Origin of the sequence: Segetibacter koreensis DSM 18137 (assembly GCF_000374045.1) — a bacterium.
Classification (GTDB): Bacteria; Bacteroidota; Bacteroidia; order Chitinophagales; family Chitinophagaceae; genus Segetibacter; species Segetibacter koreensis.
Genome location: NZ_KB893348.1, coordinates 48,898 through 66,667, shown reverse-complemented (window position 1 = coordinate 66,667; position 17,770 = coordinate 48,898). Strand labels below are relative to the sequence as shown.

The following is a 17,770-nucleotide window of genomic DNA, read 5'->3' as shown; positions in this document are numbered from 1 at the left end:
TAGAATGCCTTTTCGCTGGTGTGCATTTTGTCCTATAAAATATTTATTAGAAGATAAAAGATTAGGTAAGTGCTATGGAAGAAACTAAAACTCACACAAAAAAAAGATCACTTCTTGCAAAAATAGGACGTGGATTTGGCATTTTTATACTTTCAGTGTTAGCACTAATTGTATTGCTTCTTATTGCAATTCAAACTGCTCCGGTTCAAAATTTTGCCCGAAAAAAAATCGTTGCATTTCTTGAGAATAAGCTTAAAACCCGTGTTGAAATAAAGCGGCTTGACATTGATTTTCCAAAAATGCTTGTTCTGCGAGGGGTATATATTGAAGACAAAACTAAAGATACTTTAGTAGCAGGAAATGAATTGAAGGTAGATATTGATATGTTTAAATTGCTTCACAAAGAGATACAGATCAATGAAATTAATTTAAACCAGATTACTGCAAAAATTAAAAGGCAGCTTCCTGACACTATTTTCAACTACCAGTTTATAGTAGATGCCTTTGCTTCGCCCAAAGACACAACAGTAAAAGATACGTCAGCAATGAAGATGGCGATTGAAAAAATAATTGTTGATAAAACTCGTCTTGTTTATTTCGACGTGGTTACAGGTAACGATGTAGATGTTTACCTTAATCATTTTGATACGCGCATAGATACATTCGATCCGGCTAATCTTCGCTATGATGTTCCAAGTATTACATTAAATGGTTTTAAAGGACGAGTACACCAGTCGCAACCGATGGCAGTAACGGCAGTAGTGGCCAACCCTGATTCAACAGTCAGTAATGAACCTCCCAAATTTTTAAATTTTACCAATAAGGAAATTCTTTTAAAAGACATAGATCTTAATTACACCAATGACGTGTCAGCAATGACAACAAAAGTCTCTTTTAAAGACTTAAATATTCACCCTCAAAGTTTTGATCTTAAAAATTCAGTTATTGCTATAAAAGATGTTGAACTTAATAACCTCAAGGGATTTTTAAGATCAGGTAAGCAGGCAACGGCTAAAGTAGTTAAACTAACCGATGAAAACGCAAAAGAAGTACCGGCAGAGGCAATGCCTTGGAAGTTTACAATCGCGTCAGTAAAATTTAACGACAACAATTTTCAATACGACGATGATTCCAAACCCAGGCTATCAAAAGGAATGGATTATGCTCATCTTGATATAAAAGATCTTACTCTGCATGCAGATAATTTTTTGTTTCATAATGACACTATAGCTACCAATATCACAGAAGGACAAATGACAGAGCGAAGTGGGTTTGTTTTGAATAAATTTCAGGCAAATGTTATTTATACTGACAAAGGTGCTTCTTTACATGATATACTCATTCAAACCCCCGGCTCGGAAATAAAGCGAAGCGCTGTTATTCGGTACCCGTCTCTCGCAGCTATTCAAAAAGAAATGGGATTGCTTGAAATGGATATTAACATTGATAACAGCTATTTGCAGGTAAAAGATATTTTAACCTTTATGCCTACCCTTTCGGCTCAACCTGCCTTTAGAAATCCCGAGGCGAAATTGTATGTAAACACAATCTTACGGGGAAGCCTGGCACGTTTGGTAATAGATCGTTTTCAACTGAGAGGTCTGCGAAATACAAATGTAGATGTGTCAGGAACAGTAAATAATGCTATGGATGCTAAAAACGTAAGTGCAGATTTAAGCATCCGCAGATTTAACACGAGCAGGGATGATATTATGTCGTTGGCTCCAAAGGGAAGCATTCCTCAAAATATCAGTTTACCTGAGACAATGGCTCTGAACGGAAAGATAAAAGGTGGAATGAAAAGATTGGAAATTACCCAGTTTCAATTTACAGATTCGCGCAACACCAACATAGATATTTCAGGAATAATCAACAATGCTACCGATACTAAAAATGCAAATGCTGATATAAATATAAAAAGGTTTAATACAAGCAGAGGTGAAATTGTAGCTTTAACTCCTGCAGGAACTATCCCTAAAAATATCACCATTCCTAACACAATGTCTTTAACTGGCAAAATTAAAGGAGGAATGAAAAGCGCATTTGCAAATCTTACCTTAAATACTTCTTTAGGATCAGCAAAGGTTGATGGAAAAATAAGCAATGCATTAGACTCAATAAATGCAGTATACAATGCAACAATTTCCACTTCAAATTTAAATCTTGGTGCTATAATGCAACAGCCTCAAAACATGGGTGCATTATCAGCAAGTTTTACTATTGACGGTCGCGGTTACGATCCGGAAAAAGCAAATGCAAGCTTAAAGGGAATAATCAGTTCAGCAGAAATAAAACAATATACTTACAAAAATCTGAATTTAGAGGCATCAATTGCTGATCAGAAGTTTACTGCGAATGCTAATATGGATGATCCAAACATTCATTTTGCTATCCAGGCTCAAGGAGATATGAGTGGCAATCTTCCGGGCTTTGTCGTAAACGCAGATATTGACAGTTTAAAAACTTTGCCATTACATTTAACTCCTAATGCAATTGTATATCACGGCAAGATAACAGCAAATGTTCCTGAGTTAAATCTTGACGCATTGAATGGAGAGTTACATGTGGTAAACTCCGTTTTAGTAATGAATGGCCAGAGAATAGCTATGGATTCTGTTTCAGTAGTGGCCAGCCATGTAAATGATGAACAGATTATTGCTCTTAAAACAGATTTTGTAAATGCGGTAATACGAGGCCAATACAAGCTGCAGCAGTTAGGCGATATCATGATGGAAGCAATTCAACCATACTATGCTATCAGTCCTCCGGCTCCGAAACAGGTAAATATTGACCCTTATAATTTTACAATTAATGCCAACGTAGTTGACCACCCAACTATTCACCAATTTGTACCCAATCTGCAACGTTTTGATGGAATAACTATTAAATCAAATTTTTCAAGCAGTGATGGATGGAATGCTAATGTTTCGGTACCGTATATTTTATATGGAACCAACATAATAGATAACTTAAAAATGAATGCGGCCACTGCAAATAATGCCCTTAACGTTACAACCAGTGTTAACCAAATTGCTGCAGGTACAAGTATAATTTTATATAAACCCGCTATAGCAGCTAATATTTCTAATAATACAGTAGATTTTGGTATATCACTTAAAGACAAGGCATCGAAGACAAAGTATCGTTTTGGAGGTTTATTTGCGCAGGAGCCTGATAGTATTTTTACCTTCTCATTAAAGCCTGACAGTTTAATGCTTAATTATGATACATGGTCTATTAACAGAGATAATTTGATACGATTCGGATCGACAATTGTTAATGCCAAAAATTTTAACCTGAACAAAGGCGAGCAACATTTAATCATAAACAGTATCAATTCGTCTGCAAACAGTCCATTAGAAGTAGATGTAAGAAAATTTGATCTCGCTACTCTTTCCGCGTTTGTACAATCCGATTCATTGCCTATTGAGGGAATGCTTAACGGAAATGTAATGGTAAAGGATGTTCTGACTCAGCCCAACTTTACCACAGACCTAACGTTAAATAACCTGGCTCTTAAAAGAGATACTATAGGAGATGTAAACATTAAAGTAAATAACAATACTGAAAATGTTTTTGCAACAAACGTCACGATTACGGGAAGAGGAAATGACGTAAACCTAACAGGAAATTATTATCTCAAGCCTGCTAATAACAGCAACTTTGATTTTAATCTTAATATTAACAGGCTTCCCTTCAAAACTGTTGAGGCTGCAAGTATGGGAGCTATAACCCAGGCAACAGGTAACCTTACAGGAAAAGTAGCTATTAATGGTACAGTTACATCTCCTAATGTTGATGGAGGTATAAGCTTTAATAAGACCGGTTTTAATGTGGCTATGTTGGGTAGTTACTTTAGAATAGATGGTGAAACTATCAAAGTCAATAGCAAAGGAATTAAATTTGATACTTTTACCATAAAAGACTCGGCAAATAATAGCCTCGTGTTAGATGGCTTGGCTGGAACAAATAACTTCATCAATTATAACCTCGATCTCACCTTAAAGGCGCGAAATTTCAGGGCAATTAATACTACAAAAAGGCAAAATGCTTTATACTACGGGCAGTTGTATTTCAATACCAATATGAGAATAAAAGGAACAGAAACTGCCCCGGTTGTAGATGGAAATTTGCGAATAAATGAGAATACTAACTTGTCAATAGTGCTGCCACAGCCTGAACCGGGTGTAGTGGATCGAAAGGGAGTTATTGAATTTGTTGATATGGATGCGCCTGGTAGTGATACTATATTTAAACGTACGCTTGCCAAATATGACTCTTCATTTAATACAACTGCCGTTACAGGTATGGATGTATCTATCAACCTCGAAATTCAGAAAGAGGCAACATTTAATATAATTGTAGATGAAGGGAATGGAGACTTCCTGCAAGTAAAAGGAGCAGCTCAATTAACTGCTGGTATTGACCCTAGCGGAAAAACAACTATGGCTGGTACTTATGAAATTGAATCAGGAGCCTATGATCTGTCATTTAATTTTATTCACCGCAGATTTGATATTCAAAAAGGAAGTAAAATAACCTGGACAGGAGAGCCCACAACAGCCGATATTGATATTACTGCCGTGTATGTAGCAAATACTTCTGCTATGGACCTGGTACAAAACCAGATTAATGATAATACACGCAATTATTATCAGCAAAAATTGCCTTTCCAGGTAAAGCTTATGATGAAAGGACAATTGATGCAGCCTGAACTTACCTTCGACATTGCTCTTCCAACCGAAAATAATGTAAGGGTTTCAAACGAGGTATTAACGACTGTCAATACTCGTCTTGACCAGGTAAGAACAGAACCATCGGAGTTAAATAAACAAGTTTTTGCTCTACTACTTTTAAATCGTTTTGTATCAGAAAATCCATTTGAAAGCAGTGGAGGTGGCGGAGGCTTTAGTGCTGGATCATTTGCAAGACAAAGCGTAAGTAAAATACTGACTGAACAGCTTAATAAGTTGGCCGGTGATCTTATAGCGGGGGTCGATATAAGTTTTGATGTTAATTCTGCCGATGATTACACTACCGGTGAAAGACGCGACAGAACAGATTTTAATGTAAATCTTTCTAAACGACTTTTAAATGACCGGTTAAAGGTAACAGTAGGCAGTAACTATGAATTAGAGGGACCGCAACAGAGTAAGCAGACTGCAAGCAATGTGATAGGAAATGTTACGATTGATTACAATTTAACGCAGGATGGCAGACTTTTACTAAGAGGTTATCGCAAAAATGACTACGAAGCGGTAGTAGAAGGGTATGTGATAGAAACAGGACTTAAGTTTATAATATCTGTTGATTATAATAAGTTCAAAGACATTTTCCGTAAAAGAAGAAGATTTCAGCAACAAAAAGAAACGAAGTCGCAAGCAACGCAAGCAACTACAAGTAATACACCCGCAGAGAATGACCAGGTAATTTCAGATAGTGAAAAAACCGTGGCAGATGACAGAAAATCAATTCCTGCTTCAGTAAAAGATTCAACAGATGGAAATTAAAAAAAATTGCCTTACTCTCATTTATTTATTTGTTGCTGCTGTAATCATTGTTTCATCAGGGGGATGCAGTGCTACAAAGAAGGTTCCTGCAAACGATGCCTTGTATACTGGCGCATCTTTGAAACTTGAAAATTCTAAAGCAAGCAGAAAACAAAATAAAGTTCTCAAAACTGATTTGCAGGGTCTTATCCGTCCTAAACCTAATTCAAGAATTTTAGGTATTCCCTTTAAGTTACTCATCTACAATATGGCGGGCAAGAAGAATAATTTTATTAATAGGTTTCTTAGAAAAACAGGCGAGCCGCCTGTTCTGTTAAGCCGAGTCAACGTCAACAAAAATGTTCAGGTGTTGACAAATACTCTTGAAAATAAAGGTTTTTTCCATGCAAAAACAATAGGAGACACTACAGTAAAAAATAAAAAGGCAAGTGCGCATTACGTAGCTAACGCCGGAGTTCAATACAAAATAAATGAAGTTTCTTTCCCTAAAGACAGCAGCGCGATAAGCGAGGCAATTCGTGCCATAGCGTCAAAATCGATATTAAAAAAAGGAGACCCTTTTAGTCTTGATGTAGTTAAAGGCGAAAGATTAAGGATTGATGCAGCTTTAAAAGAACAGGGTTTTTATTATTTTAGTCCCGATCATCTCATTGTTGCTGTAGACAGTACAAATGGAAGTGACCTTGCTAATTTGTATGTAAATCTAAAGCCTGATGTGCCGACCGAAAGCATGCATGCATATACTATCAATGATATTTATATTTATTCAAATTATAATTTAAATTCTGCAGCCAGAGATACCTTAAAGCCCGACTCGGTATTTTACAAAGGCTATTATGTAATAGACAGAAAGAAAACTTTTAAGCCACTCGTTTTTGAACAAATGATGCGGTTTGAATCAGGTGAATTATATAACCGGACAGAGCATAATCTTACAATTAACAGGCTTATTAATTTAGGCACATTTAAATTCGTAAAAAACCGTTTCGAACCTATCGCAGATTCTTTTAAACTAAATACTTACTATTACCTAACTCCTTTACCAAAAAAATCTTTAAGTGCAGAAATTGGGGGACTTTCAAAATCAAATAACGTCAATGGGTCGGAGGTAACCGTGAGATGGAGAAACCGCAATGCATTCAGGGGAGCAGAGTTGTTAACCATAAACGCATATGGAGGTTTTGAAGTTCAATATAGCGGTCAGTTTAGCGGTTACAATACATTCCGGTATGGAGCAGAAGCAAATCTTACTTTTCCACGATTTTTAATTCCCTTTTTCCAGCTAAATACCGAAGGTTCCTTTGTTCCGAGAACGAATATTCAATTTGGGTACGACATACTGCAGCGTCAGAAGTTATATACTTTAAATTCTTACAGAGGACAATTTGGATATACCTGGAAAGAAAGTGCACGAAAAGAGCACACGTTCAACCCGATTGTAGTAAATTATGTTCAATCGCTTAATGTTACAGATTCTTTCACTAAGTATCTTGCAAAATATCCTACCCTGAAACGCACTGTTGCTAAACAGTTCATAATTGGATCTAACTATAATTTCAACTATAACCAGTTAGTAAACCGGGAGAAAAATGCGGGAGGCCTTTACTTTAATGGTTTGATTGATCTCTCGGGAAATATCGCAGGGCTGATTAGTGGAGCGGATGCTAAACAAGGAAAAACAGTAAAATTATTCGGTACTCCTTTCTCCCAGTACGTTAAGACTGAATTCGATACAAGGTATTACGTAAAAGTGGGTCAAAATGATCAATGGGCCAATCGTGTGATTCTTGGTGTAGGCATACCTTATGGTAACTCAACCATTCTTCCTTTTGTTAAACAATATTTTGCAGGTGGAAGTAATAGCTTAAGAGGCTTTAGAAGTAGGTCAGTCGGGCCGGGAACTTATGGTGGCGGTCAACGTACTGCAGATAGTACAGGTATTTTGCCTGATATTACGGGTGATTTAAAATTTGAATTCAATACCGAATACAGGGCAAAACTCGTTAGCATTTTAAACGGAGCCGTATTTGTAGATGCAGGTAATGTTTGGTTGTACAACGAAGATCCAAATCAGCCAGGGGCTAAGTTTAGCAAAAACTTTTTAAAGCAACTTGCAATAGATGCGGGGCTAGGTTTACGAATAGATCTAACAATATTACTTCTACGTTTGGATGTCGCTATCCCCTTACGTAAACCATATCTGCCCCCGGGCCAGCGAAATGTTATTAACCAGATTGACTTTGGTAACAGTGCCTGGAGAAAACAGAACATTGTTTATAACATAGCTATAGGTTTGCCTTTCTAAGAGGAAGGTGAAAAAGTGCAGGCAAGTGAAGAGACTTCAACATAACAAAATAAACAACGCTAATCTTCTTGTTGCTGCAAAAAAGATGCAACTCGACCGAAATTCTATTAGTGTTACTTCAGCAGGATTCTAAAGGAATGATGCAGTTGAAGCGTTAGAAAATTTCTTCCAGTTCTTGTAAATGGTAGATGATATGCGTTGGTTGTAGCGTAGTTTCTTCATTTATATGGTTTACAAATATGGTGTCCATACCCGCATTCATTGCTCCAAGTATATCAGCATCTAAATTGTCGCCAATCATAATACTTTCCTGGTAGCAGCAATCGGCTTTACCGATGGCAAAGTCAAATATTTCTTTATGGGGTTTTAGGCAACACGCAGTCTCAGATGTAGTGACAGAGGAAAAATAATGAGCTATTTCCGCATTATCCAACTTGCGCCACTGTACTTCCTCAAAACCATTAGTAATAAGGTGAAGTTTATATTGTTTGTTTGTAAGGTAACTGAGAATCTCTCTCGTGTATGGAAAAAGTGCCTTTTTAGACGGCAAAATCTGCAAATATTCTCCGCTTAGCTTTTTTGCGAGCATTTCATCGCCAATTTTATATTCAAGCAACGTGTGCCACATACGTTTCCATTTTAACTCGTCCTGCTTTATAAAGCCGTGATTGTACCTGTGCCACAATCTTTTGTTGTGGTATGAATACTTTTCAAAGAAAAAATCAAAATCAGGAGTTACGGTTTCATGAAGGCGATTTGCTGAAAATATTTCGCGAATAGTTTCTTTCGAATTTGTTTCAAAATCCCATAAAGTGTGATCGAGGTCGAAAAAAAGATGCTGATAAGTCATTCAATGCAGATTCGAGTTCTGTTTTCTTAGATTTGCGTGCAATCTACTTTAAATACAGAAAAAATGAATGTTATAATTACCGGAGCTACCAAAGGAATGGGTCGGGCAATTGCAGAAAGGTTCGCTGAGGCTGGCTTTAATCTTGTTGTTTGTGCCCGTTCAGAAAATGACTTAGAAAAGCTGAAGAAAAGCTTTTCTGAACGGTTTCCTTCAATATCTGTTGAAACTAAAGGTGCCGACATTGGTAATGTTAACCAGGTTAAAAACTTTGCTAAGTGGATATTGGATTGTGGTTTCTCACCTGATGTTTTAGTTAACAATGCCGGTTATTTTATTCCTGGTAAGATTTATAACGAAGAAGAAGGTACGCTGCAAAAAATGTTGGATGTCAATCTTAATTGTGCCTATCACCTCACACGTTCTTTGCTTCCGTTAATGATTGAAAGAAAGCGGGGACATATTTTTAATATTTGCTCTATTGCTTCTTTTAAACCTATGGCAGATGTGGGGTCGTACGGCATAAGTAAATTTGCATTGTACGGATTTACCAAGCATTTAAGAGAGGAAATGAAACCCTTCGGAATTAAAGTTACCGCTGTCTTACCAGGTGCTACCTATACATCAAGCTGGGAAGAATCGGACATTGACCCCAGCCGTATCATAGAGGCAAATGATATTGCAAAAATGATTTTTGCATGTATCCAGTTGTCAGACGGCGCAGTGGTAGAAGATATAATTATAAGGCCACAGCTGGGAGATTTGTAATATTGAAGATAGAAGCAAAAGCTGCTACAATCATTAATTATCTATAAGATTAAACACTGATTTAATGTGAGGAAATAGCAGAAGAAACTTAATAATTGTACTTTTTATTCACATAAACTATAACTTTTTTAAAACCGTTTTAATTCTAACTTTGCGTTGAAATGTTTTTTATGAAAAGATGGAGTAGAATACTATTGCTTGTAATATTGATTTCTGCGGCAACTGTTACTGCTGTTAATGCGCAATGCTCTATTTGTACTAAAACTGCTGCTCAACTTGGCGAAAAATCCGCCCGTTCACTAAATTCCGGCATCATATACCTAATGCTTACTCCTTTTGCCATTGTTGGTTTTATTGGGTACAAGTGGTGGAAAAATGAGAAGGAAAACAATTCACAGGTTGAATAGGTTTCTCCTTTTTAGTAATTCCTGTAATTCTTATTCTTTCTGAATGTACTACCTGTTATACGGTTTATTATACACGTTTTCTTTACTTCCCTGGAAAGTTTTATACCTTTTAAGCGACGGAGTTTATCTGTTAGTGTATTATATAATTGGTTATCGGAGAGAGGTAGTAATGAATAACCTGTTGATAGCATTTCCTGAAAAGACGGAGCAGGAAAGGGTTGCTATTGCAAAACAATTTTATCATAGTTTTCTTGATACATTTATTGAGACCATTAAGTTTTTATCTGTTTCTGATAAAGAATTTTCAAAAAGGCTAACAGGAAATTTTGAAGTGCTTTCTGACTTATATTCGACCGGCCAAAACATACAACTGCATTCGGGACACTTTTTTAATTGGGAATACATGAATTGGGGAATAGCAAGAAATTCTCCATATCCTCTTATAGGTGTATATGCGCCTGTTTCAAATAAAGCTTTTGATAAAATAATATTGAAAATGCGAAGCCGGTACAAAGGTATATTGGTTTCAACCTATGAGTTCAAAACGAGGTTTCACCAACTGGCAAAAAATCGATATGCCCTTGCATTAATGGCAGACCAAAATCCTGGAAACTTTACTAATAGTTATTGGGTTTCATTTTTGGGTAGAAAAACTCCTTTTATTACCGGTCCTGAAAAAAGCGCCAGAATTAATAATACTGCGATTGTATTTGCAAATTTTTATAAAGTGAAAAGAGGTTATTACAACGTTCAATTTCAACTTTTCACTACTAGTCCACGTGACCTGGAACGTGGAGAAAGCACAAAAAAATATGCAGCTTATATTGAAGCGTGCATTCGTAAAAGACCCGCAAATTATTTATGGAGTCACAAGCGGTGGAAATATGAATTTAAAGAAGAATATCGTAACCGCCTTTATGAATAGGGCTAAAATTTAAAAGAATAAGATCACTTTTTCAGAATAAAACTTCATTAGTATTTTCCTTCCATTTTGCATTAAAGGCTCTTATATAACTATGTTTTATGTGCGAAAAGATGCTAATTCTTTTTCTTTTATAATTAAAAAGCAGCAGCCGGTTCTTTAGAATAAAAAGAAATAATTGCCGGTGAAATTTTTTAATGAGGCTTTCCCGTGTTAAACTGGTAAACTCCTCTAAAAATGCTTTGTGAGTAGCAGGAATATTAGGGGCTGATGCAAATTTCTGGCATTGAATAATTAAAAATTTCTTATAAGCATTGCGTTCTTCTTCTATACTAAGTTCTCTGTGAGAACTTACAGTAATATTTCTTGCATGACTTCTTTGAAAAACCAGTATTTCATCGAAGTGTTGAACTCCTCCGTTATACGCCGCTACTACAGCGATCCACCAGTCGTACATTACTCCTTCAGCAAAAGGAAATATCAGGTCAAGTAACTGTCTTTTTATGAGCATCGCATGGCCGCTTACAGTGTTCACCATAAAAATTTTTCGCGCATCGGTTCCCTCAAAATACCTGAAGTTTTTGTTTCTTTTAGGATGCAAGGGTGGCCTGTCAGTGAAAATAATGGAGTTACAATAAATTAAAGTGGATTCTTTTTTCCAAGCTTTAATCATCTTTTCAATTTTTGTATCAACCCATAAATCATCCTGGTCAGATATTGCAATAACATCTCCCTTAGCAGCCTTTATAGCCTGTTCAAAATTTTTAATAAAACCTATATTTTGATTATTTACAGATAATTTTACAGAAGGAGTTTTTAATGCTATTTCTTTTATTATCTCGACAGTATTGTCAGTAGATGCGTCATCAAATACCAATAGCTCAGTAACAGGATGTGTCTGCGCAAGTATAGAAAGTATTTGGTCTTTAATATATAAAGCGCCGTTGTAAGTGCACATTACCACTGATACTGTCATCTTCAAATAATTTTTTTTATTTTTTCGAAACTGCCTAAGTTATAGCTCCCTATCAATCTTTCCCATTTTCCTTTCTTTAAAATCGTGGTAAGCAATTATCAAGTATTTAAATATTTTTATTGTATCTCGTCCATAAAAAATGCAAGCCTTGATCTGGTCAATTACTGTAGACCGTACGCTCTTCAGCAGATCTGCTTTTTGTCCTTTAAACTTCCTTTCCAGATAAAGTAAATTTCTAAACATATAATAACATCGCAGCGGGGAGTGAATCGCTTTTTTCTTTTTATATAAAAAAAGCGTTTTAATTGATGAAGTATATACCTCTTTTCCAACTTCTTGCAACGTAAAAATGTTTGAAAATTCTATAATAGAAAAGCCATTTAATTTAGCACGAATGCAGTAATCGTGATCCACAGAATCTATAAAAAGAGCCTCATCAAAACACCCGATTTTTTCAAATGCTTCCAGGTTTACTAAAGTTCCCGACGTTATTAGTTCGTGTATTTCTGTTGCTTTACAAAGGGGCGAAGATTCATTTTTAATTCTGCTATACCTTGTTCCAAACATTGCTGTATTTTCTTTGTTCTTATAATGATAAAAACAGTTCATATAGTTGTTTATCGCATTCTCAGCAAATACGGAATCCTGGTCCATTGTAAGAATCCAATCAAATTGTTGCTCTATTGCTTTAGCTGCGCCTTTATTTAGCCTTTTGGCGATTCCTTCATTTCGGCCATTAGAATAATATTCAACCTTTGCTAACTTTAATAATTGTTCTTTAAAAATTGGTTCTGTTTCAGTATTGTCAAATACAAAAACTTTATCAACATAATTATAATAAGAATTGATATTTGAAATTACTGTTTCCGGAGGGTGATAAAGTATTACAACGGCCGCGATTTTCATTTTATAAATTCTGATCGGTATTTAATGATACAATGTAAAATACTGACTGTTATACTATTAATACAATGGAAATATATTTAATAAAGAAGCACTGAACCGATGAGTTTTAAAAAGGTTCGGGGTAAAAGTAAAACATTTACTTTTAGCTGAAAGATTTCATCATACCAATGCTGTTACTTTACAAAAATCATCTTACTAAATGCATCAATACCTCATTTTCCAGGCTTATGGAAATATAGATATTATACAAGAATGTAAATATGCTTTGATAAGATTAAAAAGCATTTATAAAAATTCTCCAGTTATCCCCGGCGTTATTATTTATACTGACATACCTTCTGCTTTTGACGTTTTTAAGCCAGTCCTCCCAATTATCATTGAAAAAATCGATGACTCCAAAATTGCTTTGTGGCGAGGTAAAATAGAGTTTGTGCACCGGGTAAAAATCGAAATAATAAAAGATGCCTTCCAAAAGTATGGAGGTAAAGGAGTTTATATGGACACCGACACTTACTGTAAGAGAATCCTAACTCCTTTAATTGAATCCGTCTCTCCATCGCAGGTTTTTTTTCATTGCAATGAAGGTACAATTGCGAAACCCGGAAATCTGCATATAAAAAAATGGAAAAAATTTCTTTCGCAGAAAAAAATACCATTCTTAACCGAACCGGATCCAATACAAATAACAATGTGGAATGCCGGTGTTATAGGTCTTGATGAGTCTCACCTGCCTCTGCTGGATATCGTACTGGAAATAACAGACAAGTTATATCCTCTTTTTCCCAGACATACGGTGGAGCAATTTGCTTTTTGCTATACATTCCAAAAGGCGGCTGTAAAAATAACGGCTGCGGCCCCTTACATTTTTCATTATTGGAACCTGAAAGAATTTAGATTATTACTGGCTGATTTCTTTGCCAATAATAGCTCTGCTGATGTAAATACGCTTATTAATCGAAGTGAACAAATATTACCAGAACAAATAGTTGAAGCAAAACTAAAGTTTCAAAAAGCCTCGGTTCTGACAAGGGTATTTAAAAAGATTTCAGGAAATGAGTGGAAAATTGGTAATTATAAGATCGATTAATAATAAGTCGGCAGCTTTTTTTGCTTTGTCACATTATTGTCTAATAATATATTTATTAGCTAAAAAATTGCAAAAGAGCAAGTTATTACCCTTCTTTTAGCGAAATTTGCATCTTCAATTTTGAAAGGATATACATGTCAACTATAACAGAAACGAAACCGGTTACATTAACAGCCAAAGACTTTGCAACAGACCAGGAGGTTAGATGGTGCCCCGGTTGTGGGGATTACTCAATTTTAGCACAAGTGCAGAAGATTATGCCGGGCATTGGAGTACCTAAAGAAAACATTGTAATCATCAGCGGTATTGGCTGTAGCAGTCGTTTTCCTTATTATATGAACACGTACGGTATGCACAGCATTCACGGCAGGGCAACAGCTATTGCAAGTGGTTTAAAAGCTAGCCGACCTGAATTGAGTGTGTGGATCGTAAGCGGTGACGGTGACAGTCTGAGCATTGGAGGTAATCACACAATACATCTTTTACGAAGAAATTTTGATGTAAACCTTCTTATGTTTAATAACCAGATTTATGGTTTAACAAAAGGCCAGTATTCACCCACCAGTGAGAAACAAAAGGTGACGAAAAGTACTCCTTTCGGCAGTATTGATCATCCTTTTAATCCGCTGGCGCTTGCTTTAGGTGCAGACGCAACCTTTATAGCCCGCAGTATGGACAGAGATCCTAAGCACCTACAGGCAATGCTTACAAGAAGTTATAAGCATAAAGGTGCTTCTTTTCTTGAAATTTACCAGAACTGCAATATATTTAATGATGGCGCTTTTGAGATTTTTACCGAAAAATCATCTAAAGCCGAAGAAGGTTTATTTCTTGAGCACCGCAAGCCTCTGATTTTTGGTGCTGGCCAGGACAAAGGCATTAAGCTGGAAGGACTTAGACCGGTGGTAGTACAGTTGGGTGATGGAATAGGATATGATGATCTTTGGATACACGATGAAAGTGATTTTTATAAAGCGCAGATATTAACAAGAATGTTTGACGATCCACAGCAGGGCGCGCATTTTCCAAGACCTTTTGGAGTATTTTATGAAACGGAACGTGCTTGCTATGAAGATGTGATGCAAATGCAGATTGAAGAAACAATTGCTACAAAAGGTTTTGGTGATTTAGACAAGCTATTACGCGGAAAAGAAGTGTGGGATATAGCAGGATAAAAAGGTGATTACCTTTTAAAATAGCCACCTCGTTTTTTGGGTGGCTATTTTATTTAGCAGAAATAAAAGATGTAAAATCTTGAAAATTTTAAATATTACCCAAACATCACTTCTGCCTTCTCAATGCTTTCAGGCTTACCTACATCTATAAATCTTGTTTCGGAATGGTCAAAAGATTTAATAGTGTGTTCCTGCATCAAATCTAAATAAGCATCTACTATCGAAAATCTTCCATGTTGTTTTATCAGAGAAAATATTCTTGCCTCAACTATATGTATTCCGCTAAAAGCTTTCTGCATTTTACTTACAGGTATGGCTGAGCTTTCTTCTTCTCTTTTAACCGATTCTGGTTTTGGTCTCTCTTCACCTGTCTTCACATTTCGCCATCCACATAAATTATTTCCTTCATCAAATAAAAAATATCTTGAAGTTTCCCGGTTTGTTGTAGCTAATGTTGCCAACGGCTTTTTTTCCTGATGGTAGCCAATCATCGCATCTAAGTTTAAATCCGTAAGTACATCAACATTGAGCAAGACTATTGGATTACAATCAGAGAATAGTGGTTTGGCTTTTAAAAGACCTCCACCCGTTTCGAGCAACACTTCTCTTTCATCGCTTATAGTTACCTGGCTTCCCCATCCCTTATTTTTTTCAATCGCTTCAATTACCTGGTCAGCAAAATGATGAACATTTACGATCACTTCCTTTATGCCATATTGTTGCAGGTATTCGATGTTTCGTTGTAAAAGACTCTTGCCTTTTACAACTGCCAAAGCTTTAGGATGAGTATCTGTCCATGGTTTCAACCGACTACCGAGGCCAGCTGCCAAAATCATTCCTTTAGCCACACTTTTTTTCTTTTTAACGGAAGTAGCCTGTTCCTGCAAATTAATATCGTTCATCTTTAACAGCTTAAACCGGAGTTGAATTTTTCATAGCAGTTGTTTCTTTAACTGCAGTGGGAGTGTTACACCAATTTTTTTCATCCTGCACCAGATGACATAATTGAACCTTTACTCCGAACTTATTCTTCAAATGCCTTGCCATAGCGTCAGCAGCATAAACACTTCTGTGCTGGCCACCTGTGCAGCCAAAACTTACCATTAAACTAGAAAAACCTCTTTTTATATAATCTTCAACAGCAATATCCACAATATCAAAAACGCTGTTCATAAAGTCAGCGATTTTTGTTCGTTGCTCCAAAAAATCTTTTACTTCCTTATCACGGCCAGTAAGACATTTATACTCTTCAAACCTCCCAGGGTTTAAAATTCCACGCATATCAAATACAAACCCACCACCATTCTCTGTATCATCAACCGGTAACTTTTTTTTATAAGAGAAGCTGGAGATTTTTACAACCAGTGGTGTACTTTCAGTAGCTCTTACATTTTCAAATCGGGAGATCATTTCGTCATTTGCAACAAACTTCAACATCCGGTCAAACTCGGGAGTAACTACGTCTATCTTTTTCTGTTCTATAAAAAACTTAAGATTACGCAAAGCCAAAGGAATGCTTGTTAAAAAATGGGCCTTGCGTTCAAACAAACCCCTAAAGCCGTAGGCGCCCAATACCTGCAGTAAACGAATCAACACATAGCCATTATATTGGCTCAAAAACATTTCCCTGTCAATCTTTTCATTCAACAACAACTCAACTTCATCTATATAATTATCGAGCAATTTATCTTTCCAATCTTCACTAAGGTTCGCCTTGGCTTGCCAAAGCAAAGACGCCACGTCATATTGCAAAGCTCCCTTCATACCCCCCTGGTAATCTATAAAATGAACCTTATCGTCGCTAACGATTACATTTCTGCTTTGAAAGTCTCTAAACAAAAAATATTTATAATTACTATTATTTAAATAGTTACTTAACGCTTCAAAATCATCAAGCATCGCCTGCTTATCGTAGGGGGTTTTAAGCGTATCTAGAAAATAATATTTAAAATATAAAAGATCGCTCAAAATTGCCTGCTTACCAAACTCCTTCGCAGTAAGGCACTGGTTGTAATCCAGTTCTTTATCGCCGGTTATTTGCAGTTTCGCTAACTCGCGCAAGGTCTGCCGGTACAAATTATAGGTATAATCATTATGCCCGTGTCTCTCAAGTTTATCCAACAGACATTCTGTTCCAAGGTCTTCCTGTAGATAAATTGTTTTTTCTTCATTTACGGCAAAAATCTGTGGCATTGGCAATCGTTTATTTGTAAAGTGATGCGAAAAATAAATAAATGTCACGTTTTCCTTTATATTCAGGTTAAACGTGGCAATATACGTTTCATCACCGGCATAAATTCTAAAGTAAATTCTGTCACTGCCCGATTGTGGAAGCTTTTCAATTCTATCCTCATTTGCCTGTTTAAATGCAAAAAACAAAGCCTTTACTTCTGCTACAATTTCTTCCATAGTTTTAAAAAAATTTGCCGGGCGGTAAAAGTAGAAAAATTGTGCGAACCAATAATAATTGATGTGGCTTTGATTTTTTGAAGGAATTTTTCGGGACGAGCATTTGAAAATATATTGGCTTTTCTTGCGTCGCACTCTTGTACTATTGGATAAAATGCGGCTTTTTGGGAAGCCCACGCTAACCAGAAGATGTAAGCTAATGGATAAAACTATGGAAAGAAGAATAATCAACAAAAGAAATAAATACTATATGCATTTTGAAGAGCTTAGGCAATATGAATTGTAGAAACGAACGAAAAATAAAATGTAGAACAAACAAAACGGCAAAAACATAAAAGACCTGCTACGTCAGCAGCAAGCCTTTCACTGAAAATAAGCAATTTTTCTTGACACAAGTTCTATTAAAAATCTTATTTGATGAGTATTTATTATTCAAATTAAATGCTAAAAATATTGTA

Annotated in this window: 12 protein-coding genes; 7 read left to right on the top strand and 5 right to left on the bottom strand. The window is 36.0% G+C overall.

Features of this window, described 5'->3' with window-relative positions; all coding sequences use genetic code 11:
* The first annotated feature begins 74 nt into the window (after positions 1 to 74).
* Together B154_RS29190 and tamL are read left to right on the top strand one after the other, a co-directional pair.
* Positions 75 to 5,510 carry a translocation/assembly module TamB domain-containing protein gene (locus tag B154_RS29190; RefSeq protein WP_018616045.1) on the top strand — a complete coding sequence of 1,812 codons (5,436 nt, stop codon included), beginning with the start codon at positions 75 to 77 and terminating at the stop codon, positions 5,508 to 5,510.
* On the top strand, positions 5,500 to 7,815 hold the full coding sequence (gene tamL, locus B154_RS0119685; protein ID WP_018616044.1) for a translocation and assembly module lipoprotein TamL: 2,316 nt from the start codon (positions 5,500 to 5,502) through the stop codon (positions 7,813 to 7,815). The genes B154_RS29190 and tamL overlap by 11 nt, the downstream gene beginning before the upstream one ends.
* A gap of 154 nt (positions 7,816 to 7,969) precedes the next feature.
* On the opposite strand, the gene B154_RS0119680 is transcribed toward tamL, so the two are convergent.
* Positions 7,970 to 8,665, bottom strand: coding sequence for a YjjG family noncanonical pyrimidine nucleotidase (locus B154_RS0119680; RefSeq protein ID WP_018616043.1), 696 nt, complete (start codon positions 8,663 to 8,665; stop codon positions 7,970 to 7,972).
* A 63-nt stretch (positions 8,666 to 8,728) separates the two neighbouring features.
* On the opposite strand from B154_RS0119680, the gene B154_RS0119675 reads away from it, so the two are divergent.
* From B154_RS0119675 to B154_RS0119665, 3 genes are all read left to right on the top strand, one after another.
* Positions 8,729 to 9,430 (top strand): SDR family NAD(P)-dependent oxidoreductase, encoded by a 702-nt coding sequence (locus B154_RS0119675; RefSeq protein ID WP_018616042.1) that lies wholly within the window; start codon positions 8,729 to 8,731, stop codon positions 9,428 to 9,430.
* Between the two features lie 170 nt (positions 9,431 to 9,600).
* Positions 9,601 to 9,837 carry a hypothetical protein gene (locus B154_RS0119670; RefSeq protein WP_245542628.1) on the top strand — a complete coding sequence of 79 codons (237 nt, stop codon included), beginning with the start codon at positions 9,601 to 9,603 and terminating at the stop codon, positions 9,835 to 9,837.
* Positions 9,838 to 9,880: 43 nt separating this feature from the next.
* Positions 9,881 to 10,762: a lysophospholipid acyltransferase family protein gene (locus tag B154_RS0119665; protein WP_018616040.1), complete on the top strand. Its 882-nt coding sequence runs from the start codon at positions 9,881 to 9,883 to the stop codon at positions 10,760 to 10,762.
* A gap of 31 nt (positions 10,763 to 10,793) precedes the next feature.
* On the opposite strand, the gene B154_RS29185 is transcribed toward B154_RS0119665, so the two are convergent.
* Complete coding sequence (locus B154_RS29185) at positions 10,794 to 11,735, bottom strand: glycosyltransferase (protein WP_018616039.1); 942 nt, start codon at positions 11,733 to 11,735, stop codon at positions 10,794 to 10,796.
* Positions 11,736 to 11,774: 39 nt separating this feature from the next.
* A complete protein-coding gene (locus B154_RS0119655) occupies positions 11,775 to 12,641 on the bottom strand; it encodes a glycosyltransferase family 2 protein (RefSeq protein ID WP_018616038.1) in 867 nt (288 codons plus the stop codon).
* 199 nt (positions 12,642 to 12,840) lie between these two features.
* Here B154_RS0119655 and B154_RS0119650 point away from each other — a divergent pair, with 199 nt between their 5' ends.
* Positions 12,841 to 13,728, top strand: coding sequence for a hypothetical protein (locus B154_RS0119650; RefSeq protein WP_018616037.1), 888 nt, complete (start codon positions 12,841 to 12,843; stop codon positions 13,726 to 13,728).
* Positions 13,729 to 13,862: 134 nt separating this feature from the next.
* Entirely contained in the window at positions 13,863 to 14,903 is a 1,041-nt protein-coding gene (locus tag B154_RS0119645) for a 2-oxoacid:ferredoxin oxidoreductase subunit beta (RefSeq protein ID WP_018616036.1), read from the top strand.
* A gap of 95 nt (positions 14,904 to 14,998) precedes the next feature.
* Here the strand turns inward: B154_RS0119645 and B154_RS0119640 are convergent, their stop codons facing one another.
* Together B154_RS0119640 and B154_RS29180 are read right to left on the bottom strand one after the other, a co-directional pair.
* Positions 14,999 to 15,805, bottom strand: coding sequence for a nucleotidyltransferase family protein (locus B154_RS0119640; protein WP_018616035.1), 807 nt, complete (start codon positions 15,803 to 15,805; stop codon positions 14,999 to 15,001).
* Between the two features lie 10 nt (positions 15,806 to 15,815).
* On the bottom strand, positions 15,816 to 17,312 hold the full coding sequence (locus B154_RS29180) for a RapZ C-terminal domain-containing protein (RefSeq protein WP_018616034.1): 1,497 nt from the start codon (positions 17,310 to 17,312) through the stop codon (positions 15,816 to 15,818).
* Positions 17,313 to 17,770 lie beyond the last annotated feature (458 nt).

Excerpts from the sequence above, each read along its gene's own strand:
- B154_RS29190 (WP_018616045.1), top strand. The coding sequence starts at position 75 with ATGGAAGAAACTAAAACTCACACAAAAAAAAGATCACTTCTTGCAAAA.
- tamL (WP_018616044.1), top strand. The coding sequence starts at position 5,500 with ATGGAAATTAAAAAAAATTGCCTTACTCTCATTTATTTATTTGTTGCT.
- B154_RS0119680 (WP_018616043.1), bottom strand. The coding sequence starts at position 8,665 with ATGACTTATCAGCATCTTTTTTTCGACCTCGATCACACTTTATGGGAT.
- B154_RS0119675 (WP_018616042.1), top strand. The coding sequence starts at position 8,729 with ATGAATGTTATAATTACCGGAGCTACCAAAGGAATGGGTCGGGCAATT.
- B154_RS0119670 (WP_245542628.1), top strand. The coding sequence starts at position 9,601 with ATGAAAAGATGGAGTAGAATACTATTGCTTGTAATATTGATTTCTGCG.
- B154_RS0119665 (WP_018616040.1), top strand. The coding sequence starts at position 9,881 with ATGTACTACCTGTTATACGGTTTATTATACACGTTTTCTTTACTTCCC.
- B154_RS29185 (WP_018616039.1), bottom strand. The coding sequence starts at position 11,735 with ATGACAGTATCAGTGGTAATGTGCACTTACAACGGCGCTTTATATATT.
- B154_RS0119655 (WP_018616038.1), bottom strand. The coding sequence starts at position 12,641 with ATGAAAATCGCGGCCGTTGTAATACTTTATCACCCTCCGGAAACAGTA.
- B154_RS0119650 (WP_018616037.1), top strand. The coding sequence starts at position 12,841 with ATGCATCAATACCTCATTTTCCAGGCTTATGGAAATATAGATATTATA.
- B154_RS0119645 (WP_018616036.1), top strand. The coding sequence starts at position 13,863 with ATGTCAACTATAACAGAAACGAAACCGGTTACATTAACAGCCAAAGAC.
- B154_RS0119640 (WP_018616035.1), bottom strand. The coding sequence starts at position 15,805 with ATGAACGATATTAATTTGCAGGAACAGGCTACTTCCGTTAAAAAGAAA.
- B154_RS29180 (WP_018616034.1), bottom strand. The coding sequence starts at position 17,312 with ATGGAAGAAATTGTAGCAGAAGTAAAGGCTTTGTTTTTTGCATTTAAA.